The sequence below is a fragment of the Streptococcus infantis genome (genome assembly GCF_047465525.1).
In the GTDB taxonomy this organism is placed as follows: domain Bacteria; phylum Bacillota; class Bacilli; order Lactobacillales; family Streptococcaceae; genus Streptococcus; species Streptococcus infantis_R.
Window position 1 is genome coordinate 73,571 of the sequence record NZ_JASGZS010000008.1, and the last position, 24,581, is coordinate 98,151.

The 24,581-nt window shown below is 40.5% G+C and carries 23 protein-coding genes, 1 pseudogene and 1 riboswitch; of the genes and pseudogenes, 9 read left to right on the forward strand and 15 right to left on the reverse strand.

Annotation, left to right across the window (positions count from 1 at the left end):
• Window positions 1–36 precede the first annotated feature (36 nt).
• From accD to QM374_RS04420, 3 genes and pseudogenes are all read left to right on the forward strand, one after another.
• A complete protein-coding gene (gene accD, locus QM374_RS04410; protein WP_049503080.1) occupies window positions 37–900 on the forward strand; it encodes an acetyl-CoA carboxylase, carboxyltransferase subunit beta in 864 nt (287 codons plus the stop codon).
• On the forward strand, window positions 900–1,667 hold the full coding sequence (locus QM374_RS04415; RefSeq protein WP_414310987.1) for an acetyl-CoA carboxylase carboxyl transferase subunit alpha: 768 nt from the start codon (window positions 900–902) through the stop codon (window positions 1,665–1,667). Before accD ends, QM374_RS04415 begins: the two co-directional genes overlap by 1 nt.
• Before the next feature lie 368 nt (window positions 1,668–2,035).
• Window positions 2,036–2,751 (forward strand): annotated as a pseudogene (locus QM374_RS04420) (lysostaphin resistance A-like protein).
• Between the two features lie 54 nt (window positions 2,752–2,805).
• Here QM374_RS04420 and nusB read toward each other — a convergent pair.
• The 6 genes from nusB to gatC form a co-directional block, all read right to left on the reverse strand.
• Window positions 2,806–3,228 carry a transcription antitermination factor NusB gene (gene nusB / locus QM374_RS04425; RefSeq protein WP_000203647.1) on the reverse strand — a complete coding sequence of 141 codons (423 nt, stop codon included), beginning with the start codon at window positions 3,226–3,228 and terminating at the stop codon, window positions 2,806–2,808.
• Window positions 3,221–3,610, reverse strand: a complete 390-nt coding sequence (locus QM374_RS04430) for an Asp23/Gls24 family envelope stress response protein (RefSeq protein WP_000510582.1) — start codon at window positions 3,608–3,610, stop codon at window positions 3,221–3,223. Before QM374_RS04430 ends, nusB begins: the two co-directional genes overlap by 8 nt.
• Window positions 3,611–3,638: 28 nt before the next feature.
• Window positions 3,639–4,199 carry an elongation factor P gene (efp, locus tag QM374_RS04435; protein ID WP_000568646.1) on the reverse strand — a complete coding sequence of 187 codons (561 nt, stop codon included), beginning with the start codon at window positions 4,197–4,199 and terminating at the stop codon, window positions 3,639–3,641.
• 126 nt (window positions 4,200–4,325) lie between these two features.
• A complete protein-coding gene (gene gatB / locus QM374_RS04440) occupies window positions 4,326–5,768 on the reverse strand; it encodes an Asp-tRNA(Asn)/Glu-tRNA(Gln) amidotransferase subunit GatB (protein WP_153225076.1) in 1,443 nt (480 codons plus the stop codon).
• Window positions 5,768–7,234 (reverse strand): Asp-tRNA(Asn)/Glu-tRNA(Gln) amidotransferase subunit GatA, encoded by a 1,467-nt coding sequence (gene gatA / locus QM374_RS04445; protein ID WP_153225075.1) that lies wholly within the window; start codon window positions 7,232–7,234, stop codon window positions 5,768–5,770. Before gatA ends, gatB begins: the two co-directional genes overlap by 1 nt.
• On the reverse strand, window positions 7,234–7,536 hold the full coding sequence (gene gatC / locus QM374_RS04450; protein ID WP_060955336.1) for an Asp-tRNA(Asn)/Glu-tRNA(Gln) amidotransferase subunit GatC: 303 nt from the start codon (window positions 7,534–7,536) through the stop codon (window positions 7,234–7,236). The genes gatA and gatC overlap by 1 nt, the downstream gene beginning before the upstream one ends.
• Window positions 7,537–7,748: 212 nt before the next feature.
• Here gatC and QM374_RS04455 point away from each other — a divergent pair, with 212 nt between their 5' ends.
• Entirely contained in the window at window positions 7,749–9,293 is a 1,545-nt protein-coding gene (locus tag QM374_RS04455; protein ID WP_414310988.1) for a peptide chain release factor 3, read from the forward strand.
• 507 nt (window positions 9,294–9,800) lie between these two features.
• On the opposite strand, the gene QM374_RS04460 is transcribed toward QM374_RS04455, so the two are convergent.
• The 9 genes from QM374_RS04460 to trkA form a co-directional block, all read right to left on the reverse strand.
• Window positions 9,801–11,129, reverse strand: coding sequence for a dipeptidase (locus QM374_RS04460; RefSeq protein WP_414310989.1), 1,329 nt, complete (start codon window positions 11,127–11,129; stop codon window positions 9,801–9,803).
• 18 nt (window positions 11,130–11,147) lie between these two features.
• Window positions 11,148–12,656 carry a YfcC family protein gene (locus tag QM374_RS04465; RefSeq protein ID WP_414310990.1) on the reverse strand — a complete coding sequence of 503 codons (1,509 nt, stop codon included), beginning with the start codon at window positions 12,654–12,656 and terminating at the stop codon, window positions 11,148–11,150.
• 93 nt (window positions 12,657–12,749) lie between these two features.
• Window positions 12,750–13,697, reverse strand: coding sequence for a carbamate kinase (gene arcC, locus QM374_RS04470; protein ID WP_414310991.1), 948 nt, complete (start codon window positions 13,695–13,697; stop codon window positions 12,750–12,752).
• A gap of 258 nt (window positions 13,698–13,955) precedes the next feature.
• The gene (gene argF, locus QM374_RS04475; protein WP_248034733.1) at window positions 13,956–14,969 is read right to left on the reverse strand and encodes an ornithine carbamoyltransferase; all 1,014 of its coding nucleotides are present in this window, start codon (window positions 14,967–14,969) and stop codon (window positions 13,956–13,958) included.
• A gap of 67 nt (window positions 14,970–15,036) precedes the next feature.
• A complete protein-coding gene (gene arcA / locus QM374_RS04480; RefSeq protein WP_414310992.1) occupies window positions 15,037–16,266 on the reverse strand; it encodes an arginine deiminase in 1,230 nt (409 codons plus the stop codon).
• A 355-nt stretch (window positions 16,267–16,621) separates the two neighbouring features.
• On the reverse strand, window positions 16,622–17,314 hold the full coding sequence (locus tag QM374_RS04485; protein ID WP_414310993.1) for a lysostaphin resistance A-like protein: 693 nt from the start codon (window positions 17,312–17,314) through the stop codon (window positions 16,622–16,624).
• 60 nt (window positions 17,315–17,374) lie between these two features.
• Window positions 17,375–18,007 carry a hypothetical protein gene (locus QM374_RS04490; protein WP_414310994.1) on the reverse strand — a complete coding sequence of 211 codons (633 nt, stop codon included), beginning with the start codon at window positions 18,005–18,007 and terminating at the stop codon, window positions 17,375–17,377.
• Window positions 18,008–18,170: 163 nt separating this feature from the next.
• Window positions 18,171–19,610, reverse strand: coding sequence for a TrkH family potassium uptake protein (locus QM374_RS04495; RefSeq protein WP_414310995.1), 1,440 nt, complete (start codon window positions 19,608–19,610; stop codon window positions 18,171–18,173).
• A 3-nt stretch (window positions 19,611–19,613) separates the two neighbouring features.
• On the reverse strand, window positions 19,614–20,963 hold the full coding sequence (gene trkA / locus QM374_RS04500; RefSeq protein ID WP_281335142.1) for a Trk system potassium transporter TrkA: 1,350 nt from the start codon (window positions 20,961–20,963) through the stop codon (window positions 19,614–19,616).
• 393 nt (window positions 20,964–21,356) lie between these two features.
• Between trkA and QM374_RS04505 the strand changes: the two genes are divergently transcribed.
• The 5 genes from QM374_RS04505 (at window position 21,357) to QM374_RS04525 (ending at window position 24,391) form a co-directional block, all read left to right on the forward strand.
• Window positions 21,357–21,860, forward strand: coding sequence for a tRNA (cytidine(34)-2'-O)-methyltransferase (locus QM374_RS04505; protein ID WP_414310996.1), 504 nt, complete (start codon window positions 21,357–21,359; stop codon window positions 21,858–21,860).
• A gap of 48 nt (window positions 21,861–21,908) precedes the next feature.
• A riboswitch (FMN riboswitch) is annotated at window positions 21,909–22,127 on the forward strand.
• Between the two features lie 156 nt (window positions 22,128–22,283).
• Window positions 22,284–22,847: an ECF transporter S component gene (locus QM374_RS04510; RefSeq protein WP_049508944.1), complete on the forward strand. Its 564-nt coding sequence runs from the start codon at window positions 22,284–22,286 to the stop codon at window positions 22,845–22,847.
• Entirely contained in the window at window positions 22,837–23,487 is a 651-nt protein-coding gene (locus QM374_RS04515; RefSeq protein ID WP_049508945.1) for a phosphatase PAP2 family protein, read from the forward strand. The genes QM374_RS04510 and QM374_RS04515 overlap by 11 nt, the downstream gene beginning before the upstream one ends.
• A 27-nt stretch (window positions 23,488–23,514) precedes the next feature.
• Window positions 23,515–23,934, forward strand: coding sequence for a chromosome partitioning protein ParB (locus QM374_RS04520; protein ID WP_414310997.1), 420 nt, complete (start codon window positions 23,515–23,517; stop codon window positions 23,932–23,934).
• Window positions 23,909–24,391: a GNAT family N-acetyltransferase gene (locus QM374_RS04525; protein ID WP_414310998.1), complete on the forward strand. Its 483-nt coding sequence runs from the start codon at window positions 23,909–23,911 to the stop codon at window positions 24,389–24,391. Before QM374_RS04520 ends, QM374_RS04525 begins: the two co-directional genes overlap by 26 nt.
• Window positions 24,392–24,581: the final 190 nt, after the last annotated feature.

The following is a 24,581-nucleotide window of genomic DNA, read 5'->3' on the forward strand; positions in this document are numbered from 1 at the left end:
GAGTATAAAATAGTATAAGACTGAAAAGGGGGATGTATGGCTCTATTTAGTAAAAAAGATAAATATATTCGAATCAATCCCAATCGTTCGACTGTAAATCAACCTCAGATCAAGCCAGAGGTTCCAGATGAGCTCTTCTCCCAATGTCCAGGTTGCAAATATACGATTTACCAAAAGGACTTGGGGAGTGAGCGTATATGCCCTCACTGTGGCTATACCTTCCGTATTTCAGCTCAAGAGCGTTTAGCTTTAACCATTGATATGGGGACGTTTTTGGAAATGTTTAAAGGGATTGAGACTCAGGATCCTTTGAATTTTCCAGGCTATCGTAAAAAATTGACTTTGATGCGTGAAAAGACAGGTCTTGATGAGGCTGTTGTAACAGGAACAGCTTTGATTAAGGGAGAGAAGGTTGCCCTTGGCATCATGGATTCTAACTTTATTATGGCGTCAATGGGGACAGTTGTTGGTGAAAAAATTACTCGCTTGTTCGAATATGCGACCGCTGAAAAATTACCTGTCGTATTGTTTACAGCTTCTGGTGGAGCACGAATGCAGGAAGGAATCATGAGCTTGATGCAGATGGCCAAAATCTCTGCCGCAGTCAAACGTCATTCCAATGCAGGTCTCTTTTATCTGACAATCCTTACTGACCCGACGACTGGAGGAGTAACAGCTTCCTTCGCTATGGAAGGGGATATCATCTTGGCAGAACCCCAAAGTTTGGTAGGTTTTGCTGGACGCCGTGTGATTGAAAATACAGTAAGAGAAGACCTACCAGAAGACTTCCAGAAAGCAGAGTTTTTACTGGAACATGGTTTTGTAGATGCAATTATTAAACGACGAGAATTGCCAGATACGATTGCTCGATTAGTAAGACTACACAGGAGGGAGAGTTGATGAATATTGCGAAAATCGTTAGAGAAGCTCGTGAACAAACTCGCCTAACAGCCTTGGACTTCGCAACAGGAATTTTTGATGATTTTATTGAGCTGCATGGGGATCGCTCCTTCCGTGATGATGGTGCTATTATTGGTGGTATCGGTTGGTTGGGAGACCAAGCAGTGACTGTTGTTGGAATCCAAAAAGGTAAAAGTTTACAAGATAATCTTAACCGTAACTTTGGTCAACCTCATCCTGAAGGTTATCGAAAAGCCCTTCGTTTGATGAAGCAAGCAGAAAAGTTTGGTCGTCCAATTGTAACCTTTATCAATACTGCTGGTGCCTATCCTGGTGTAGGCGCAGAAGAACGGGGTCAAGGTGAAGCCATTGCTCGCAATCTCTTTGAAATGAGCGACCTAAAAGTGCCCATAATCGCCATTATTATCGGTGAAGGGGGCTCTGGTGGAGCTCTAGCTCTAGCAGTAGCTGACCGTGTTTGGATGCTAGAAAACTCTATCTATGCAGTTCTCAGTCCCGAAGGCTTTGCTTCTATCTTGTGGAAAGATGGCACGCGTGCCATGGAAGCAGCTGAGTTGATGAAAATCACCTCGTATGAGTTGTTGGATATGCAAGTTGTTGATAAGGTCATCTCTGAGGTGGGTCTATCAAGTAAAGATCTGATCAAGCAAGTGAAAGAACAACTTCAAGCGGAGCTAGACACACTTGGTAAACTTTCGCTAGACCAACTCATTGAAGAACGTTACCAACGCTTTAGAAAATACTAAAAAGTAAGCTAGGACTAAGATATAGTTCTAGCTTTTTGGATTCTATAAAATACATTTCATGATTAAGAATTGACAGTTGAGGAAATGGAACTGAGAGTCGTTAAAAAAAGATGTATATTATATAATAAGGAATGATAATCTATAAGTGCTACAGAGAATAGATTAATACTCAATGAAAATCAAAGAGCAAACTAGGAAGCTAGCCGAAGGCTGTACTTGAGTACGGCAAGGTGAAGCTGACGTGGTTTGAATTAGCATAAGTTTTTATAGATTTTATGCTGTGCTAGGTCAGTATGTAACTGATAAACTGAATAAGAGGGTGTTATTTTTTCCTACATCAAGGTAATTTTAATTTTTTAGGAGTGAGTATGAAAAAACTAGGGCATTTGGGAACCTATATATTATTGGTATTCCTATCGGTTTATCTACTAGAATTTAGTAGTCTTCATCTGACTAAGTTTTTAGGATGGAGGATAAATGACTATTCTATCTTTTTAACAGTTGAAGTAATAGCTCTTTTGCTATTATTTATCTACTGGCTCAAAAAGAAAGAGATGCTCTATATTTTCGAAAAAAAGGGTTCAAAGAAGTCAAGATTCTTTTTCCTTGTAGCTGGTCTAGTGGCTACTTATTTTTATCGTCAATTAGTGGATGCTTTTCAATTACAGTTTCATCACTTAATTGATAACAAGTATATCTTTCAAGACCTTCTTTCGACTTTATACTCCAATGGGCAACCAACTTTTCTATCAACTGTTCTCAGTTTTAGTTTAATAGTAGTCGTCGCACCTATATTGGAGGAGATAGTTCTGAGAGGAATACCTTCTTTTCAAATTCCAAGTATTATCTGGATGTTATCTTATCAGCTCTTATCTTTGGGCTCAGTCACTTGGTATTATCGCATCGTGATCCTATCAGTTTGATGTTTTATAGTTTAGGCGGTCTCTTCTATGCCCTGATCTACCGTTGGACAAAGAATCTAAAGCTCACAATCCTTTGCCATAGTTTTTTCAACTTTCTCATTTATGCCAAGCCCATCTGGATATTTGTTTATAATTATGTCTATTACCACTTTTTTAGATAGTGGAAGGCAAAGAAAAAAGTGTTTGATCGGAGTCAAACACTTTTTCTATATTATTTAATCTTCTTCTGTCACAAATTGACTGAGGAGTCCATTGATGAAACGGGCTGACTTTTGATCTGAAAAGCTCTTAGCAAGTTCAATAGCTTCGTTAACAGCCACGAGCTGAGGAGTATCAAATGAAGTGATTTCAAAAACTCCTAGGCGTAGTAAATTCTTTTCTACCAAAGTCAGACGATCGATGGTCCAACCAGTTTTCAAATGTTGAGTGATTTGTTTGTCCAGATCATCCTTCTTAGCTTGGACACCAGAAACGAGCTCTACAAGGAAGTTAGGAAGTTGTACGTCTGTATCTTCGCGATCATGTGTGTAGGCAAAGCGACAAGCAGTTTCTAGATCTGAACCATATTCAAGACTCATCAAGGCTTGGAAAGCACACTTACGTAGTTCACGTCTAGATTCTAATAATGGACTAGTCATTGAGGAAGTCCTCGTCGAATAAGTCTTTCAATTCTGGTTTTGGTGTTTTATCTGGAACGATACCTGAAACGTGAATGTTGACAGCAGAGATTTCAACATCAGCCATGTTACGGACAGCATCCTTAACAGCTTTCTGGATAGCCATAGCAACCTTAGGAACTTTGACACCGTACTCTAGGTAGAGGTAGATATCAGCTGTGAGCTCATCGTTTGCTTCTTTTAGATATACGCCACGACCAAGAGAAAGTTTTGAAAGGGTGTCAGATACTGATTTGTTTGAAAAAGAGTGTACGCCTTCAACTTTCGCAGTTGCAATAGCAATGATTTTTTCTAGTACACGTGGGGCGATGACGATTTCGCCAAGTTGTTCTTCAATTCCCATAGAATGACCTCTTTCTAGTTTCTAGAGATTAGGCGCGAGAAACGTAAGTTCCTTCTGCAGTGTTGATAATCAATTTTTGACCTGCTTCGATGAAATCTGGAACGTTCACGACAAGACCAGTTTCCATTGTTGCTGGTTTACCAGAACCTGTAACAGTAGCACCTTTGATAGATGGTTGTGTTTCAGCAACTGTCAATTCAACAGTAGTTGGTACAGTTACACCGATTACTTCAGTTCCGTAGAATTGAATTTTTACATCTGAGTTTTCAAGGATGTAAAGCAATTCGTTTTCAACATTTACAACAGGAATTTCGTATTGGTCGTAAGTTTCTGTGTTCATGAAGTAAGCTGTGTCGTCCATTTTGTACAAGTATTGAGCTGGAACTGTTTCGATGATCGCTTGCTCAAATTTTTCTTCTGGGCGGTAGCTTGTTTCAAAAGTTGAACCAGTGCGGACATCACGCAATTTCATACGCATGATAGTGTTTCCTTTACCTGGTTTGTGGTGGCTAGCTTCCAAAACGCGGATCAATTTTCCTTCAGCTGTTTCAAAAGTCATACCAGCCTTTAGTTTACTTGCTTCAATCATATTTTTACCTCTTTAATAAATATTATTACTCTTCATTCTACCATAAAATGGTCTGAAAATAAAGCCAAAATGGTTTTGAAAGATACCAGAAGGGTAACATTAACCTTCTGGCTGCTTTCCTTCCGCTTAATCTTCTTTCAACTTAGCCAATTCTTGGGCAAGTAGTTTAAGGGCGACTTGTGGGTTGGCTTGACCCTTGGTTGCTTTCATGAGGAATCCTGTGAAGGCCTTGTCGGCGTTACGTTTTCCTGACTTGAAGTCGGCAACAGCGGCTTCATTATCCGCAAAGACTTGATGAATAATTGGAATCAAAACATCAGGATCTGAGATTTGAACTAAACCAGCTTTTTCCACGTATTCACGAGCGCCACCACCATTTTTAGCTAGGTGAACAAAGACTTTCTTGGCAATCTTAGACGAAATAGTACCGTCTTCGATAATGGCAATCATTTCAACCAAGTTTTCTGGTGTCAATTCGATTTGTTCCAGTGTCTTACCTTCGGCGTTCAAGAATTGAGCGACTTCACCTTGGAGCCAGTTAGAAACTTGTTTAGTATCACCACCGAGGGCAACAGCTTTCTCAAAGAAGTCAGAAGTAACTTTATTAGCTGTCAACTGGCTAGCATCGTAGTCTGACAAGCCGAGGTCAGAGACATAGCGTGCACGGCGCTCTTTTGGAAACTCTGGTAACTCCGTACGCATTTCTTCAATCCACTCGTCAGAAATTTCAAAGAGTGGTAGGTCTGGTTCTGGGAAGTAGCGGTAGTCTGCAGCACCTTCTTTGACACGCATGAGGATGGTTGCTTTATTCGCTTCATCGTAACGGCGTGTTTCTTGGCGAATTTGACCGCCTGAGCGAAGGATTTCAGCCTGGCGTTGGACTTCGTATTCAAGACCCTTGCGAACGTTTGAGAAGGAGTTGAGGTTTTTCAACTCAGTCTTGGTACCGAATTTTTCTTGACCGTAAGGACGAAGGGAGATGTTGGCATCCACACGCATAGACCCTTCTTCCATCTTAACGTCAGAAATACCAGCGTACTGGATAACTTCCTTGAGGGCAGTTAGGTAAGCATAGGCTTCTTCTGGCGAACGCATGTCGGCTTCAGATACAATCTCAATCAAGGGCACCCCTTGGCGGTTGAGGTCTACATAAGAGTAGCCATCAGTACCGTGGGTGTTTTTACCAGCGTCTTCTTCTAGGTGGGCACGCTCGATACCGATTTTCTTAGTTGTACCGTCTTCTAGCTCCACTTCAATCCAACCGTTGTAGCCGATTGGTTCATCAAACTGAGAAATTTGGTAGGCTTTGGGATTATCAGGGTAGAAGTAGTTCTTGCGGTCAAAGTGCATCTTCTTGTGGATGTCCATGTTAAGGGCAAGAGCCGCTTTAATACCAGCATCGACAACACCTTTATTGAGAACTGGCAGTACTCCTGGGAAAGACCAGTCAATCACGTTAGTGTTGGCATTTTGGTCATTTCCAAAGTGGGCAGAAGTAGGTGAGAAGATTTTTGAATTGGTGTTGAGCTCTACGTGGACTTCAAGTCCGATGACTGTTTCAAAGTTCATTAGTTGTCACCTCCAAAAATCACGGGTTGTTGTTTGTGGTAGTCTGTTGTTGCTTCAAAAGCAGCAGCAGCTTGGTAAATGGTTTCTTCTGAGTATTTAGGACCAATCAATTGTAGACCGACAGGTAGTCCTTGAGAGAATCCAGCAGGAATCGAAATTCCTGGGAGACCAGCCAAGTTGACTGGGATGGTCAAGAGGTCAGCCAAGTACATAGCAACTGGATCATGGTTGAGAGAATCCAAGTCATAAGCAACGCTTGGAGCAGTTGGACCTAAAATCAAGTCGTAATCCGCGAAGACTTTTTCGAAATCTTGGATGATGAGGGTACGGACCTGACCAGCCTTCTTATAGTAGGCATCGTAGTAACCTGATGAAAGGCTGAAAGTACCTAGCATGATGCGGCGTTTCACTTCTTCACCGAAACCTTGACTACGGCTGTTTACATAGATTTCATCAAGGTTGCTTGCATCCTCTGCGCGGTAGCCGTAACGAATACCGTCAAAACGTTGCAAGTTTGATGAAGCTTCTGATGAAGCGATGATGTAGTAAACGGCAACACCGTATTTTGAGTGAGGAAGGCTAACTTCTTCAACGATAGCACCCAGTTTTTCAAAGTGTTTAGCAGCATTAAGGATGGTTTCTTTAACCTCTGGATCAATTCCTTCACCGAGGTATTCTTTAGGCAAAGCGATTTTCATGCCCTTGATGTCTTGACCGATTTTTGAAGTAAAGTCGGCAATACGGACAGGAGCAGAAGTAGAGTCTTTGGCATCTTCGCTGGCAATAGCGTTGAGCAAGAGGGCATTTTCCTTAACAGTTGGTGCGAAAGGTCCAATCTGGTCTAATGAGCTACCAAAGGCAATGAGACCGAAACGAGAAACTGTTCCGTAGGTTGGTTTGAGACCAACAATCCCGTTGAAGGCAGCAGGTTGGCGGATGGAACCACCAGTATCAGAACCAAGTGACAAGCGAACTTGCCCTGAAGCTACAGCTGCAGCAGAACCACTAGATGATCCACCAGGAACCTTGTTGTGGTCCCAGGCATTTTTAGTTGCACCGTAGTAAGATGTTTCACCAGAACCACCCATGGCAAACTCGTCCATGTTGGTTTTCCCAACAACGATCATGCCCTTAGATTTTGCATTGGCAACAGCTGTCGCATCAAAGATTGGTTCGTAGTTGTAGAGCATTTTTGAAGCTGCAGTTGTTAGGATGCCGTCTGTAGAGATGTTATCCTTAACTGCTAGCGGAATTCCTGAAAGGACATTGTCAGCGTCAATTCCAGTTTCGTCAATAGCTTTAGCTTGAGCAAGAGCTTGATCTTCAGCGATAGTGACAAAGGCATTAATAGCCGCTTCACGCGCCTTGATATCTTCAAGCGTTGCTTGCGTTAGTTCGGTTGCAGAAATTTCCTTAGATACAAGGAGGTTGTGCAACTCTTCAATGGTTTTATTGTTAAAAGTCATTAGGCATCTCCTCCATCATCCAGGATAGCTGGTACCTTGATATAGTAATTGTCTTTTTCAGGTACATTTTTAAATAAGCGATCACGGTCAGTTCCTTCTTCGGCTATGTCTGGGCGAAGAACGGTCTTGCGATCTGCCATGGTAGTCGTTGGTTCAACACCAGTAGTGTCGACTTCGCCGAGCAATTCGACCATATCAACAATCTTAGACAAGGTTGTCGCAAACTCAGCAGTTTCTTCTTCTGAGAATTTTAATTTTGAAAGATTGGCAACGTGTGTTACCTCTTCTTGCGTAATTTTCATCTTGCATCCTTTCGTGAAATGATGATTATTTATCTGTTCTATTTTACCATATTTTCCTATAAATAAGGGAGGGATAAGTGAAAAGAAATAGAAATTGAAAAAAATGCTAAAATTCGATATAATGGAGTGTTGAAAGGAATGGTAAAATCCAATGTAGAAATCATTCTTAGCTATTGAAACAAGAAAAATAGAGAATCAAAGAAAGAGAACTTATGAATATTCAAGAAGAAATTAAGAAACGTCGTACCTTTGCCATCATCTCCCACCCGGACGCTGGTAAAACAACTATCACTGAGCAATTACTTTACTTTGGGGGAGAGATTCGGGAAGCCGGAACTGTCAAAGGGAAGAAGACAGGAAACTTTGCTAAGTCTGACTGGATGGATATCGAGAAACAACGTGGGATTTCTGTAACTTCATCTGTCATGCAATTTGACTACGATGGCAAACGTGTCAATATCCTAGATACACCAGGGCATGAGGACTTCTCAGAAGATACTTACCGTACCTTGATGGCGGTGGATGCGGCTGTCATGGTTGTGGACTCTGCCAAGGGTATCGAGGCCCAAACCAAGAAATTATTTGAGGTTGTGAAACATCGTGGCATTCCAGTCTTTACCTTTATGAACAAGCTGGACCGTGATGGACGTGAGCCGCTGGACCTCTTGCAAGAATTGGAAGAAGTCTTGGGCATTGCTAGCTATCCGATGAACTGGCCAATCGGGATGGGGAAAGCCTTTGAGGGCTTGTATGATCTTTATAACCAACGCTTGGAACTTTACAAGGGGGATGAGCGTTTTGCTAGCCTAGAAGATGGAGACAAGCTTTTCGGCAGCAACCCATTCTATGAACAAGTTAAAGATGATATTGAGCTTTTGAATGAAGCAGGAAATGAATTCTCAGAGGAAGCCATTCTTGCAGGTGATTTGACTCCGGTATTCTTCGGTTCAGCTTTGACAAACTTTGGTGTGCAGACCTTCCTTGAAACCTTCCTCAAGTTTGCTCCAGAACCTCATGGACACAAGAAAACAGACGGAGAAATTGTGGATCCTTATGACAAGGATTTCTCAGGATTTGTCTTTAAAATTCAAGCCAACATGGACCCTCGACACCGTGACCGTATTGCCTTTGTCCGTATCGTATCAGGTGAATTTGAACGTGGTATGAGTGTCAACCTACCTCGTACTGGTAAGGGTGCTAAACTGTCGAATGTGACTCAGTTTATGGCAGAAAGTCGTGAAAATGTGACCAATGCCGTGGCAGGAGATATCATCGGGGTTTACGATACAGGTACTTATCAGGTTGGGGACACTTTGACAGTTGGAAAGAACAAGTTTGAATTTGAACCCTTGCCAACCTTTACTCCTGAAATTTTCATGAAAGTTTCTGCAAAGAATGTCATGAAGCAAAAATCCTTCCACAAGGGGATTGAGCAATTGGTGCAAGAAGGTGCCATTCAGCTTTATCAGAATTACCAAACAGGTGAGTACATGCTAGGCGCTGTCGGACAACTCCAGTTTGAAGTCTTTAAGCACCGTATGGAAGGTGAGTACAATGCCGAAGTGGTTATGAGTCCAATGGGTAAAAAGACGGTTCGCTGGATCAAACCAGAAGATTTAGACGAGCGCATGTCTTCAAGCCGAAACATCTTGGCTAAAGACCGTTTTGACCAGCCAGTCTTCCTCTTTGAAAATGACTTTGCCCTCCGCTGGTTTGCGGACAAGTATCCAGACGTAGAGTTGGAAGAGAAGATGTAGATCGCCAAAGTTACTTGATTGTGTAACAATCTAAGTAACTAACGCCAAGTTTCTATGGAACTTGGCTAGGCGCTCCACTAGTAAAGTTTTACGAATATTATCGATTCGTAAAACTTTACGTCGTAACAGAAAGGAAGCGAACTAGCTACCTGCTTTACTAACTCATCGACAAAAAATAGTCATTTTTGCCTCTTCGTGTCGTAACATTTAGGAGTGGTCTAGCTGGCTGTCTCACTAACTACGTTTGGCAAATAAAATCGATTTGTAAAACTCAGTGTCGTAACGTGTAGAAAGTGGCCTAGCTAACTGCCTTACTAACTTCGTTTGCCAAATAGAATCGATTTGCCAAACTCAGTGTCGTAGTGAAAAAGAGTATCTGAGTTGGTAACTTACCTTAAAACTATTGCAAAAAGCCAAGAAAATCCCTTCCTTGGCTTTTGTTGTAGCTTGCTATTTAGAATTTTCCTAAAACTCCGCCCCAATGTGGGACGGAGTTTAGGAGGTCTTTTAGGTCGCTAATCGGTAAACAGCTTCAGCATAGATATCCATAGCATGATAGAGATCATCTAAGATAGCATATTCATTTGCTTGGTGTTCTGTTTGCTCTCTTCCTGGGAATAGGGCACCAAAAGCGACACAGTTTGGCATTGTACGTGCAAAGGTTGCGCCGCCAGATGATAGAGCGGGACTCTTGTCACCAGTTTTTTCTTCATAAATCTGCATGAGTGTAGTGACGAGCATACTATCTCTTGCAACGTAAAGTGGTGCTAGGTAGTCAAATTCATGGTAGCTAAGTTGGTAAGATTTTGCACACTCTATCAGCTGCTGAACAAGGGCATCCTTGTTTGCAAGGACTGGGATTCGGATATCAATTCGAATCTCAGAACTTTCGGGAGTAATGGTTAAGGCGGCCACATTAAAGGATAAATGTCCAGAAGGCTGGTCGCTGATATCACCAAAGATTCCTTTTCCTTGACCATCTTGACCAACTTCTTTGGCAAGAAATGTCAGTGCAGGATGGGATTGAATGGAATCAAGGACGGTGGCTAGTCGAATGACTGCATTAATCCCCTGGCTGGCATCCTTGGCATGCTTAGATAGTCCTAGAACAGTAAGGGACTGATCATTTTGTTGATAATCATAACAAGCAGCTACTAGACCTTCTTGGAGTTGTTCCATAAGTGGTCCTTGATAAGTTGCCTTATCAGGTACGACATTAAAGGCTCCACCTATATCTAAGGCGACTTGTTCTGATCCAGGTCCATGAAGTTTGACCTGAAGGAGCCCTTTTTCTGCATAGGTTAATGGGAATGATGAGTCAGGAGCAAATCCCATGCTGGCCTGTTCTTCAATGGCATTATATCTTGCCATACAACGCCAAAGTGTTTCTTCATCAGTGCCAAATATGAACCGAACCCGTTTTTTGAATTGAATTCCTTGGTCAAGCAAGCTTTTGACTGCGTAAAGGGCTGCAAGAGAAGGTCCTTTATCATCCTGCGCACCCCGACCATAAATCCGTCCATCTCTGATATTAGCTTCAAATGGAGGAGTTTCCCAGTCTGTCAAATCGCCTGCAGGAACGACATCTAGGTGGCAGAGGATGGCAAGGAGATCCCCCTCACCAACTTCTGCATAACCATAATATCCTTGAGGATCCAGATAGGTTTTAAAACCAAGTTCTTGACACAAGTCCAGAGTTTTTTTCAGGACATCTTGAATGGCTTGACCAAAGGGAGTGCCATTTTCACCTTCATTGAGAACAGAAGGATAAGAGATGATTATTTTCAAACTTTGAAGAAAATCCTCTTTGATTGATTCTGTAATATAGGATTTCATCCGTATTTCCCCTTTTGACTATAAGAATGGCACTAGGGTACCCAAGATAAGAAGTAGAATACTTGCAACGACAATGACGATGACGAGTTTTCCAACAAATTTCCACCAAGTTCCAAGGCTGACACGACCAAGAGCAAGAGCACCCATAACAATACCTGAAGTAGGAGTCACAAGGTTAAGGACACCAGATGCAGATTGGTAGGCAGTGACGATAAGGCTTGCTTTAACATTGACGAACTCTCCAAGAGGAGCCATGATCCCCATGGTTGCACTAGCAAGACCAGATGAAGAAGGAATGAGGAAGGACATAGGTAGGTAGAAGATATAGGTCAATACGATAAAGACTTGAGGAGAGAGACCTTGAAGGCCGATTTCACCCCAGTGTAGGATGGTTGCAGTAATCATACCATCGTTCATGATAACTTGGATACCACGAGCAACCGCACAAATCAAGGCAACTGAAAGCAAATCTGCAGCACCAGTTAGGAAGGTTGAGACAATCTTGCTTTCTTTGAGACCATAGACAACACCGATCAAAATCCCCATAACGGCAAAGAGCATAGCGCCTTCAGGGAAGTACCAGCTACCAAATGGTAGAGCAGATGAACCGATAACTCCTCCAATTACAGGAAGGCCGATTAACCAATTCTTGAAGTCTTCAAATACAGTAACATGCAAATCAACCCAAGGGATGAAACTTGCAATCATAATGATAAAGGTTAATACAAATAAAGCGAGGACATGTTTTTGTTTCTTGCTCAAGGTAGATGGTGCATCATCGTTTTCTGAAACATTAAAGTGTTTGATATCTTCTTCGCGTTGAGCGTAAACGAGCGATTTAGTAGGATCTTTTTGAATCTTTTCTGCATAACGATAGACAAAGTAAGTGCTGATACCTGTCATTACAAACCAGAAGATAACACGGAGAATAACCCCATCCATAGAAGAGATTCCCGCAGTATCAGAAGCGATAACAGTAGCAAATGGATTCAATGTAGATGCCAAACAACCAACTTGAGAACCTAGTAAGATGATGGCTACGGCAGTGATACTGTCAAAACCAACTGCCATCATTACAGGAATAAGAAGGGGGTAGAAGGCCATGGTTTCTTCTCCCATACCATAGGTAGTTCCTCCAAGTGCGAAGAGGGGCATGAGGATGAGAATCAACATTTTTTCGCGGCCCTTGTATTTTTTAACGATGGAGGCAATCCCTACATCGAGTGTACCAGTAGCGTTTACGACACCAAGGAAGCCTCCGACCATAAGGATAAAGAAGGCAACATCGATGGCTGCGCTAGTTGGTTCGTGACCGAGCATGGCACGAATTGGTGCCATGAGGACATCGTAAATCCCTTGAGGATTTGAGTCAACAGTTTGATAGGTACCTGCGATGAGGTTACCTGCTTCATTGGTATCATACTTACCTGCTGGAATGATCCAGGTTAAAACTGCCATGATGGTAATGATGATAATCAAAACAGTGTATGATGAGGGCATTTGAAACCTTTTTTTATTTTCACTCATTTGTTTTTCCTCCTAAACTATGTCACACAGTATAAAAACGAATGATGTGGCACGAGTGCTGACTAAACTTTCTTGAAAGGTATGACTAAATTATTATTCTTTCACGATGATTGTTCCGCTATCAGATTCAATCAAGGCTCCCAAATTGCTGAGGGAAGTGATGACGGCTTTTCCTGCTGGACGATTGGTCACAAAATCAATAGCAGCTTGGATTTTTGGTAGCATACTACCAGGAGCAAATTGCCCCTCTTTGATGTATTCTTGAAGCTGGTTAACAGTTACCTGCTCCAATTTTTCTTGATTTGGTTTGTTATAGTTGATATAGGCATAATCGACGCCAGTTAAAATGATGAAGAGATCTGCTTCGACTAGCTCTGCCAAGCATTGCGATGCAAAATCCTTATCGATGACAGCTTCTACTCCTGATAAGTAACCGTTCTCATTTTTGATTACAGGAATACCTCCACCGCCTGCTGCGATGACAATTTGTCCCTTATCTAAGAGTGCGCGTATACTATCGATTTCTTTGATATAAACAGGTTTTGGAGAAGCCACTACCTTACGCCAGCCACGTCCTGCATCTTCTTTAAAGTTAGCTCCAGTTTTTTCGCTTTCTGCTTTAGCCTCTTCTTCTGAGTAGAATGGACCAATGGGTTTACTTGGATTGAGAAAGGCAGGGTCATCCTTGTCCACGACAACTTGTGTGACAACAGAAACGACAGTTTTATCAAGATGAATATCCTGTAAAGCATTTTCCAGAGCATTCTGGAGCCAAAAACCGATGCTACCCTCAGTCATAGCAACAAGTGAATCGAGAGGAAAGGCAGGATTTTTTTCGGAATTCGCTGCTAGGTGTTGGAGGAGAAGGTTACCAACTTGCGGTCCATTGCCATGGGTGATAATCAATTCATCACCATTTTGGATGAGTTTTACCAGATGGCGTGCTGTTTCTGCCAGAGCAGCTTCTTGAGCTTGAGCAGATGGATCTGTGGAAAGAATGGCATTTCCTCCAAGAGCGACAACGATTTTACGATGAGACATGAGCGCTCCTTTCTTTTGGATGAACAAAAGCCAATTTTGGTTAAAGGCTTGGATTTGGAAGTTGAGAAGAAAGATTTTGTAGGGACGAGTTGAGTTGGAATTTCGAAATGCGAATAACTGGAAGGCAGTTACTTGTTATGAGGTTTTTGCTTGAATGGTGACTAGTGGTGAATTCCAACTCAGAGCTCGTAACTATTACAAAAAGGGACCGGACTAAAACACTAGTCTCAGCCCCTAAGCTGTTTCTTATAGTTTGTATCACACTTTAGGAATGTAGAGATTTCCTAGTGTAGCAGCCATAACGGCTTTAATGGTGTGCATACGATTTTCTGCTTGATCAAACTGACGAGCATATTTGCTATGGAAGACCTCATCAGTTACTTCCATTTCTTTTACACCAAATTTCTCAGCTACTTGTCTGCCATAGATTGTGTTTGTATCATGAAAGGCTGGTAAGCAGTGGAGGAAGATTAAGTTTTCATTGCCTGCTTTCTTAACAAGATCCATATTGACTTGGTAAGGTTTTAGCAAAGCGACACGTTCTGCAAACTTATCTTCTTCGCCCATAGATACCCAAACATCAGTGTAAAGGACATCAGCCCCTTTTACAGCTTGATCAGCATCTTCTGTGATGAGGATGTGAGCCCCACTTTCTTTGGCATATCCCTCAGCCAGTGCAACAACTGCTTGATCTGGGAAGAGTTCTTTTGGTGAAAAGACATGAACGTTCACACCAAGGATCGCTCCTGTTACTAGAAGGCTATTGGCAACATTGTTACGACCGTCACCACAGTAAACCAATGTCAAACCTTCAAGATGTCCGAAATTTTCTAGTACTGTCAAGTAGTCTGCAAGCATTTGAGTTGGGTGCCATTTATCCGTCAAGCCATTCCAAACAGGAACACCAGAGAATTCTGCTAATTCTTCAACCATATCTTGACTAAAACCACGGAATTCAATACCATCAAACATACGTCCCAAAACTTTTGCGGTATCTTCCGTAGTTTCTTTTTTACCTAGTTGAATATCGTTTGCCCCCAGGTATTCTGGATGTGCACCAAGATCGATTGCTGCAGTGGTGAAGGCTGCGCGTGTACGTGTAGAAGTTTTTTCAAATAAAAGAGCAATATTTTTACCAGCTAGATAGCGGTGTTCGATGTTTCGTTTTTTAAGATCCTTCAAGTGAGCTGAAAGTCCAATCAAATATTCGAGCTCTGCACGGGTAAAATCTTTTTCAGCTAGAAAACTTCTTCCTTGAAATACTGAATGTATCATTCTATATATCCTTTTCTAACAAGCATGATTCTGCTAGCAGATGCTAGGCAGAAATAGGAAGAATCTAAATGTCTTCGCGTTCAAACGGCATTGACATACAACGAGGTCCACCACGACCGCGTACCAACTCCCTGCCGCGAATTTTAATGAGACGAAGTCCATATTCTTCAAGTTTCTTATTGGTCACAGTGTTGCGTTCATAAACGACTACGACACCTGGTGCGATAGCGAGTGTGTTAGAGCCATCATTCCATTGTTCACGAGCAGCTGCAACGATATTCCCATCACCACAAGGGATGAGTGTAACTTTTTCTAAACCAAGGTTTTGAGCAAGGAGCTCTGCCAAATCTCCTTTTTCTTCAACAATCTTGAGTTCTTCATTTTCGTAAGTGACGGAATAGACGCGAAGATTGCCTTGGATTTCTGGGTGGATTGTAAATTTGTCATAGTCTACCATGGTGAAGACAGTATCCAAGTGCATGAACTTACGGCTGTTTGAAAATTCAAAAGCCAAAACTTTCTTGAAGCCAACATTCTTTTTGAAGATATTAACCAAAAGTTTTTCGATAGAAGCGGCATCAGTCCGTTGAGAGATCCCAACTGCTAGGACATCTTTTGAAAGAACAAGTTCATCTCCACCTTCAATCCGAGTAGTTTCTTCACGGTTATAGATGAGCTCTACCTTACCACCATAGATTGGATGATACTTAAAGATGTACTTACCATAAAGTGTTTCACGATTACGTGTATCGGCGTACATGTGATTAAGTGATACTGCATTCCCGATAGTCGCAAATGGGTCGCGAGTGAAGTAAAGGTTTGGCATTGGGTCGATGGCAAACGGATAGTCAGATTCAACCAAGTCTGTTAATCCTTTGCCTTCTTCAGGGATGTTAGGTAATTCAACTTTTTGAACACCTGCCATTGTTTTTTTGATCAGTTCAAGGTTGTCATCAATATCATGAAGCAGTTTTCGGATGGCATTTTTAGTTTGTCGACCACGAATATTTGCTTCGTTGAGATATTCTTCGATGAACTGGTCGCGTATTTCTGGAGAAGTTAATGATTCAGCAGCCAATTGTTCAAGATAGAGCACTTCGATTCCTTCGTCACGGAGTGCTTGAGCAAAGGCGTCGTGTTCACTTTGGGCATCTGCTAAAAATGGGATGTCATCAAAGAGCAACCTCTCAAGGTGATCTGGCATCAAGTTTTCTAATTCTTGACCCGGACGGTGCAACATAACTTTTTTCAGTTTCCCAATTTCTGAGAAAACATGAATTGGATGTGAAGACATGTGTATCCTCCTTTTTTTCTCGTGTGTACCAAATGATATTGGTATCGCTTACAAGCTAATAGTATCACAATTTAATATGCATTACAAGGGATATGATAAGGCCTAAAATGCTTTAAAATGGCTATTTCAAAGGATTTCTTACATTTTTTTATAAGAATATTCACAAATATACATGTTAAGTTAACTTATTTTTATATTCTATAAAATTTATGCATAAAAATATTTTTAAAATTTTTTAAAAAAATTTTTGAGATAGTAGAAAAAAGTGGATTTTCTGAGGTGGAAAGTTTGTTGAAATAAAAAACTCCCTTAGACTAGGACGATTGATCTAGCCTAAGGGAAGAATAGTTGGGTATTAGATACCGAAATTCTTCATAAAAATTATGAAGAGTGCCAGTAAGATGAAGCTGATACTATTAAGTAGCATATGGACCGAGATAGACATTTCCAAACGTCTGGTACGATAAGCAGTCCAAGTGAGGACAGCAGACATCCAGCCATAAATCAAGAAGGAAGGGAGATTAGAAGGTCTGTGCGCAAGGAGGAAGATCAACCAACCAATAACATAGCCAAACTTTTCGTAGCCTTGGAAGAGTTTGGTAGGAATAATCCCGCGACAGATGATTTCTTCACAAATAGGTGCGATTAAAACGATGAGGAAGAAACTGCTAATCAGAGAGCTTTCAGAAATAAGGTTGTTAATTACTTGCTGATTAGAAGTTGTTGTTTGTTTTATGAGTTGTAACCAGATGCCACCTACAAGATTTCCAACAAAGATTGTCAAATAACTCAAAACAATACGAGGAAGATCATTAATCGTTAAGAGTTTAGGCTTAAATACTAGTAACTTGCTCTTATGGGCTCCGTATAAAAAGATAGCAAGCACAAGAATCGAAATAAGAGCTACGATAAGTGATGACCATATAGGATCAATCTGACTTATTGCTAACAGAGCTAGAGTTTGCATCGGGATTTGAGAGAGAACGATGGCTACTAACAAAATCCCAAACCACGCGAGTCGTTTACGAAAATCTTTAAAAAAGTTCATTGATATGTCTCCTAAAATTTTTATCTAATTATAACACAATTGCTGAGAGGATTCTATTTGTTACCATAAGAGGAAAGTACAGACGACAAATAGAATATCCCGAATCAAATGACCGTAGAATGATACCTCCTGTCTCAAATTTTTTGGGAATAAAAAACTGAGAAATAGAGCACCAAGACCAATATAAAAAGCAATCGATAAAATGGTGATTGGATTACGTAGGAAGATTAAAATGGAAATGATGATGATGGAAAATCTCACTTCCTTGCTACTGGGATTTCTTTGTAACCTTCTCCATTTTTTCAAGGGGAGAAAGGTGACGAGATCAACTCCAAAGAGAAAAAAGAAGGAGGGTAGGATGAGTTCCACGGCTTCTTTTTGAAGTAAGTTGACAGTAACGATAGTATCTGATAGAACCAGCCCAACTCCACAGAGATTGACCACAATCATCATACTATAAAATAAAAAGATAAAGCGACTCCTATCAATCAGTCTATCTCTTTTCAGGTTGTGACTAGATAAATAATGCATAAAGGCACAAGACCCAGATAAGCCCAATAAAGCCAGTAGAAAATAAAAACAGGATTGTTTGAGGGCCAGAGAGGTTCCAGACCAAAAGATACAACTACAAAGTGCCAGTTGGATAAAGGCAAAGAACAAGAGTAGTCGAATTGATTTTATGACTTTTTCCATAAAGTATCCCCTATATTTTTTTCTTATTATAGCTAAAATATAGGAGAGAAAAATCCTTAAATTCCCAATTGTCGATTTTTAGAGCTGTCTTGTCTTTTGAAACTAAAAAACCCCCCTTCAAGGGTTCCTTGAAGAGAGGAGATAGGGTGTACAGTTGATTGTTCTAACGTTTAGACCAGGTTCGCTTCATAAAGAGTAGTATGATTGGATAAATTTCAAGACGTCCTGCAATCATTGCAAAGGATAGTAGAAGTTTTGAAAATGGACTAAAAATTGAGAAACTTGCAGTTGTTCCTAAAATAGGACCGATATTATTAAAGCAACTGAAAACAGCACTCGTGACCACCATTAAATTATTGGTATCTAAACTGACGATGAAAATCAAACTGAGTAGAATCATGATGTAAACCACAAAGTACTTCAGAATCTTGTGCTGAGTATCCTTATCAATAACCGTTTGATTAACCTGAAGGGTTAACACACGGTGAGGTGATATGGTAGACAAGACTTGATTTTTAGCAATTTTAGATAGGATGACTCCGCGAATAACCTTGAGACCACCTGCAGTGGAGCCAGCAGAACCACCGATTGCCATCAGCATTAGCAAGATGTATTGAGAAAACAAAGGCCAGTTCGTGATATCCCCATATCCAAAACCGGTAGTGGTAATGATGTTAGATACTTGGAAGAAGGCCATCTCAAAGCTTTGTGAAACTCCGCTGTAGAGGTGGAGTGTGTTAAGCGTGATTAAGCCAGTTGATATGGCTACAATCAAGAGATAGGCTCGGAGTTCTTCATCAAAAAAGAATTCCTTGATACGACGGAGCATGAGGTAGTAGTAGAGGTTGAAATTGACACCAAACATCAAAACCCCGATACTTGTCAGATAGGTAATGAGAGAACTGTGATAGTGGGCAATTCCATCATTATAAACAGTAAAGCCACCTGTACCAGCAGTACCCATAGCGATGACAAAACTATCGTAAAGTGGCATCCCAGCAAGGTAATAAATAACCACAAAGAGGGCAAACATAGCCAGGTAGAGGATATAAAGGATTTGAGCTGTATTTTTTAGTTTAGATACAACCTTACCAAATACTGGTCCAGGAACCTCTGCCTTCATAACCTCTAAGTGACTGTTTTTTGCATTGTCCATGATAGCTAGGGCAAAAACCAGCACCCCCATCCCTCCGATAAGGTGAGTAAAACTCCTCCAAAATAGAAGGGAACGGCTTAAGACAGAAACATCATTTAAAATGGTTGCTCCCGTTGTTGTGAAGCCAGAACTAATCTCAAAGAAGGCGTCTATCATATTGGGAATTTGTCCTGAAAAGACAAATGGAAGGGCACCAAAGAATGACCAGAGAATCCAACAGAGAGCTACAATTAAGACCCCTTCTTTTGCATAGATTCGCTGTTTTTGGGGCTTACTGATAATTCCCAGAAGACCTAGAACAACAAGGATTCCGATGGTAGAGAAAAGAGCTGTAAAAACTTGACTCGATTCTTGATAATAAATAGCAATGCTAACTGGAACTAAGAGTAGACCAGCCTCGATCAAGAGTAGCTTTGCAAGAAGAAATCGTACCATACTTCTGTTCATAGCTTACCTCTCTAACAGATCATAGATCTTGGTGATATTTGATAGTAGTGTGATGACAACTAACTTATCACCGACTTGAAGGCTATCTTCACCAGTTGGGAAGATTGTTTTTCCATTGCGGATAATAGCAGCAATTAAAATATCTTTTTTGAGTTTCAATTGAGACAAAGGTTTACCAGTCATCTTGTTAGCTTCCTTGATAAGGAATTGAAGAGTCTCAACCTGTCCATTTGCTAGGTGGTGCATCGCTTGAAGGTCTGAATACTGGGCATTGGCACGACCATGGATAAAGTGCATAATCGTATCAACAGCGATAGTTTTTGGTGTGATGATACTAGAAAACTCAGGTGCATGGATAATCTCTAGGAGACTAGTTCGATTGACCTTAGTGATGTTTTTCTGAACACCAACACTATCCAAGAACATAGATGTAATAATGTTTTCTTCGTCAACTCCAGTAAGGGTTGCGACAGCATCGTAGTGTTGGGCACTTTCTTCTAGGAGAATATCTTTTGCAGTCCCATCCCCTTGTACAATGTAGAGTTTTGGATATTTTTGACTGAAAAATGCTGCGCGATCTGGATTGAGTTCAATGACCTTGGTATCAATACGGCTATCTTTCAAAATACCAACAAGGTAGTAGGCGATTTTGCCGGCACCGATAATGAGTAAACTCTTAACGACACGAGATTTGACATAGTTATGAAAAAGCATCATGTCTACACGATTGCCAGTAACAAAAATCCGATCCTTGTCTTGGAGGACCATGTCTCCACTTGGAATCATGAGCTTATGATCTCTCTCAATAGCACAGACAATCACATTGCCAAACTTTTTCCGGAAGTCTGCGATAGACATCTGACAGATATTGCTATCCTTACGGACAACAAATTCCATCAAACTAACCAAACCACCTGCAAAACGTTCAACAGAAAGAGCGTTTGGGAAGTCGATGATGTTAGCAATAGCACGAGCCGCTAGGAGTTCTGGATTGACAATGAGAGAAAATCCGAGAATATTTTTTTCTTTAAAGTAAGGGTTGGAATACTCAGGATTGCGGACACGGACGATGGTTTCTTTAGCCCCCATCTTTTTAGCTAAGACAGCAGAGACCATATTGACCTCGTCATATTGAGTCATAGCAATGAAAATATCGCAGTCTTGAACATTGGCAGCTTCTAGCATGGCAAAGTCAGCCCCATTACCTGCAATTCCAATAATATCAAAACGGCTTGTCATGTAATTAAGAACGGTTTCGTTCTGTTCAATTAAGACAACATCATGATTGTCAGCGACAAGTGAACGACAAAGGGCAGAACCAACTTTCCCCCCTCCGACAAGAATAATCTTCATGTTATATAACCTACTTTTTCAATATGTATCTATCATACTCTTTTTTAGAATAAAATGCACTCGGCAACCGACTCTTTTCATTATTAGGGTGGAAAATTGTCCTATTGATAATCTTACTTATTAAAAATTTAAGATATAAATCAGCTATTTTCGTCTAATTCTAATGAATATAGAAGCATTTTTAACTAATGTAAATATGTTTGTAAAAAAATTGAAAAAATCAAGTCATTTCTATTGACAATCAAGCTGAAAGTGATATACTAAAACAGTAGTTTCGCTGATTTACTTCAAACCTGTTGTGAGGTAAGTTAACGATGCCTTAACCACGCTGTTTGCTGAGCTAGACTCCGGGCAGTGTGGCTATTTTTTTGCACTAGTGAGAGGAAACAAGGCATGGCAAATCACATTGTATTATTTGAACCCCAAATTCCACAAAATACGGGTAATATTGCTCGTACCTGCGCAGCAACGAATGCGCCCCTTCATATTATTAAACCGATGGGCTTTCCTATCGATGACCGTAAGATGAAGAGAGCAGGTCTAGATTATTGGGACAAACTTGAGATTCATTTTTATGATAGTTTGGCTGATTTTATGGAAAAAATGGATGGTCAGCTCTACTTGATTTCCAAGTTTGCAGAAAAAGTCTATTCAGATGCAGATTTCACGACAGAAGGAGATCATTATTTTCTTTTTGGGAGAGAAGATAAGGGATTGCCTGAGGAATTTATGCGTGAGCATCCAGAAAAAGCTCTCCGCATTCCCATGAATGATGAGCATGTTCGTAGTCTCAATGTTTCAAATACAGTTTGTATGATTGTTTATGAGGCACTTCGTCAACAAAACTTTGCGGGCCTCGAATTGATTCACACCTACGAAACAGATAAGTTGAAATAAACACTTAGATAAAATGCTTGCGCTTGCAAGCTTTTTTTGTTATCATAAAGGGGTCTTCAGGGCAGGGTGAAATTCCCGACCGGCGGTAAATTTGACTAGCTATTTTAGCTTTCTCGTCGTTGTCTTGTCTCGATATACTTTAAGTATTATCTTCGACTACGACGCCTAGATAAATCTAAAATATCTTAGCCAAATAAGTCCGCGAGCGCAAGCTGATGTGGTGAGATTCCACAACCGACAGTATAGTCTGGATGGGAGAAGACGAAAGAATGGCTTTGTCTATTCTAATTGATTTTTTATAGGTAAATTGCAACCGCTTGCTAAAAAGAGTGAGGGGGAACTTTTGGAATATAAAAATAAAGGATAGATAGAGGAATCCTTTCCAACTTCTTCTGATTTTATAGAAAATTGGAGGAACCTGTTATGACAAACACACGTCGACTTTCGACCATTGCAATTTTATCAGCACTTTCATTTGTGTTGATGTACTTTGACTTTCCGCTTTTGCCAGCGGCATCATTCTTGAGAATTGAGTTCAGTATTTTACCGGTCCTTGTGGGCTTGGTAATCTTGGATTTACCAGCAGCTTTTGGAGTGCTTTTCCTTCGGTCCTTGTTGAAAATCCTTCTGAACAATCAAGGGGTTAGTACCTATATTGGTTTACCGATGAATATTGTTGCCTTGGGAGTCTTTGTACTTGCTTTTGGTTTGATTTGGAAAAAAGAGCGAACAACCATGCGTTTCGTCCTAGCTTCACTAGCTGGTACGCTTGGTTTGACTCTAGCTATGCTAGTTCTAAACTATGTTTATGCTGTTCCTTTGTACGCTAAGTTTGCTAATTTTGATATTGAGAAAATCTTAGGATTGAGCAACTACCTGATGACTATGGTTTTGCCTTTTAATCTGATTGAAGGTATTATCTTTGCCATCTCTTTCTGGTTGTTGTTTGTCCTTTTGAAACCAACTTTAAAATACTATGAAAGATAAACAAACATTTATGATGAAGGGCTCTTTTGCCCTTTTACTTTTTATGATTATTGGCTATATTGTCAAATTTTATCCAGAAATGCTGGTCAGTTTTGATCAGCCGATTCAGACTGCCATTAGAGGTGATTTACCTGAGACCTTAACGCTTCTTTTTCGGGCAATTACGCACTTAATTGATATCCCAGTCATTATTAGCTGGGTTTTAATTGTAGCTTTTATATTTTATCGTAAGCAATGGAAGATGGAAAGTTATCTCATGCTGGGGAATTTGACTTTAGCTGGAATCTTAATCGTAACTTTTAAAAATATTTACCAACGACCACGACCAGAAATTCTACACTTGGTAGAAGAAAAAGGTTTTTCTTTTCCAAGCGGACATTCTCTGGCAGTAACGATTATGGTTGGAACTTTGATTGTGATTTTGAGCCAACGGATTAAGAATACAGTCTGGAGAAAAATCGTTCAAATCTTGCTAAGTTTATACATCGTCAGTGTATTGGTATCAAGAATTTATCTGGGAGTTCACTACCCATCAGATGTGATTGCCAGCCTTTGTGTAGGCCTAGGAGTTTTGTTTATGGAGTTTCCTTTCTATGATAAACTGCGTTTTCAATGGCGCTTCAAAGGAAAGCAGAAGTAGGCATTGTCCCTCATTGAGGAGAAAGAAATGAAAGTCAACATAAAAGATCTTCATCCGAGTCAACTATACTTATCAGAAAAGAAATTACAAGATATCCAGATGCTTTATCAATCGGTAGAAAAGCACAATATCAATCCAATCAGTGTTCTTGCATTTGGAGATTATTTGTTGATTACAGATGGGCATCACAGGGCCTATCAGGCTTTATTGATAGGCCAGAATACGATTTCTGCTGAGTGGGATAAAGATGGTGGTGATGAACTATATCATCTCTATGCGCAAGCTTGTGAGAAAAGAAGGATATGCTCTGTTCTGGATTTAAAAGATCATATCTTACCTCAAGATGAGTATGAAGCAAAATGGTATAACTGGTGTGATGGATTTAACCAAGCAGCGGAGCTAGTATTAGGATTAGAAAATGATGACAAAAATCATTCAGATAGATAATTCCTTGCGTCTAGTTCCCTATTTTTTAGCAGATCATCATGATGCAGCTTTGGCCTGGTATCAAGATGTGGATTTGGTGGAACTTGTAGACGGTATTAGAATACCTTATAGTCCGGAAAAATTAAATGCCATGTATTCCTATTTAGAAAGACACGGGGATTTGTTCTGGATTGAGTTTCGAGAAAAGGGAGAGTGGCTTCCAATTGGGGATGTAACCTTATCTCAGGAGAATCTTCCTATTGTGATTGGCAATCCAACTTATCAACATCAGGGACTTGGACGCAAGGTATTGAAGACTTTGATTGATCTAGCTCGGCAAAAGGGTTGGGAACAATTGAAAGTTCAAGAAATCTACACTTTCAATCGGATTTCTAGAAGATGCTTTGAGTCTCTTGGATTTATGAAAAGTGGTACTACTGAAAATGGAGTGAGTTTTGTACTGACTTTGATTGAATGAATTCACTCCATCGTGATAGAAGATTCTAAAGATTGATTTTACCAAAAAATTGTAACAGAAAGAGCTAAATTCCCAAACTAAGTTCCACTGCTAATCCAAGTGGAAGTTAGTCTGATAAAAATCCTAAAAACCAGTGGAATTCCGTGTCAGGGTAAATTCCACTGGTTTTACTAATGCTTGATTTCATCGC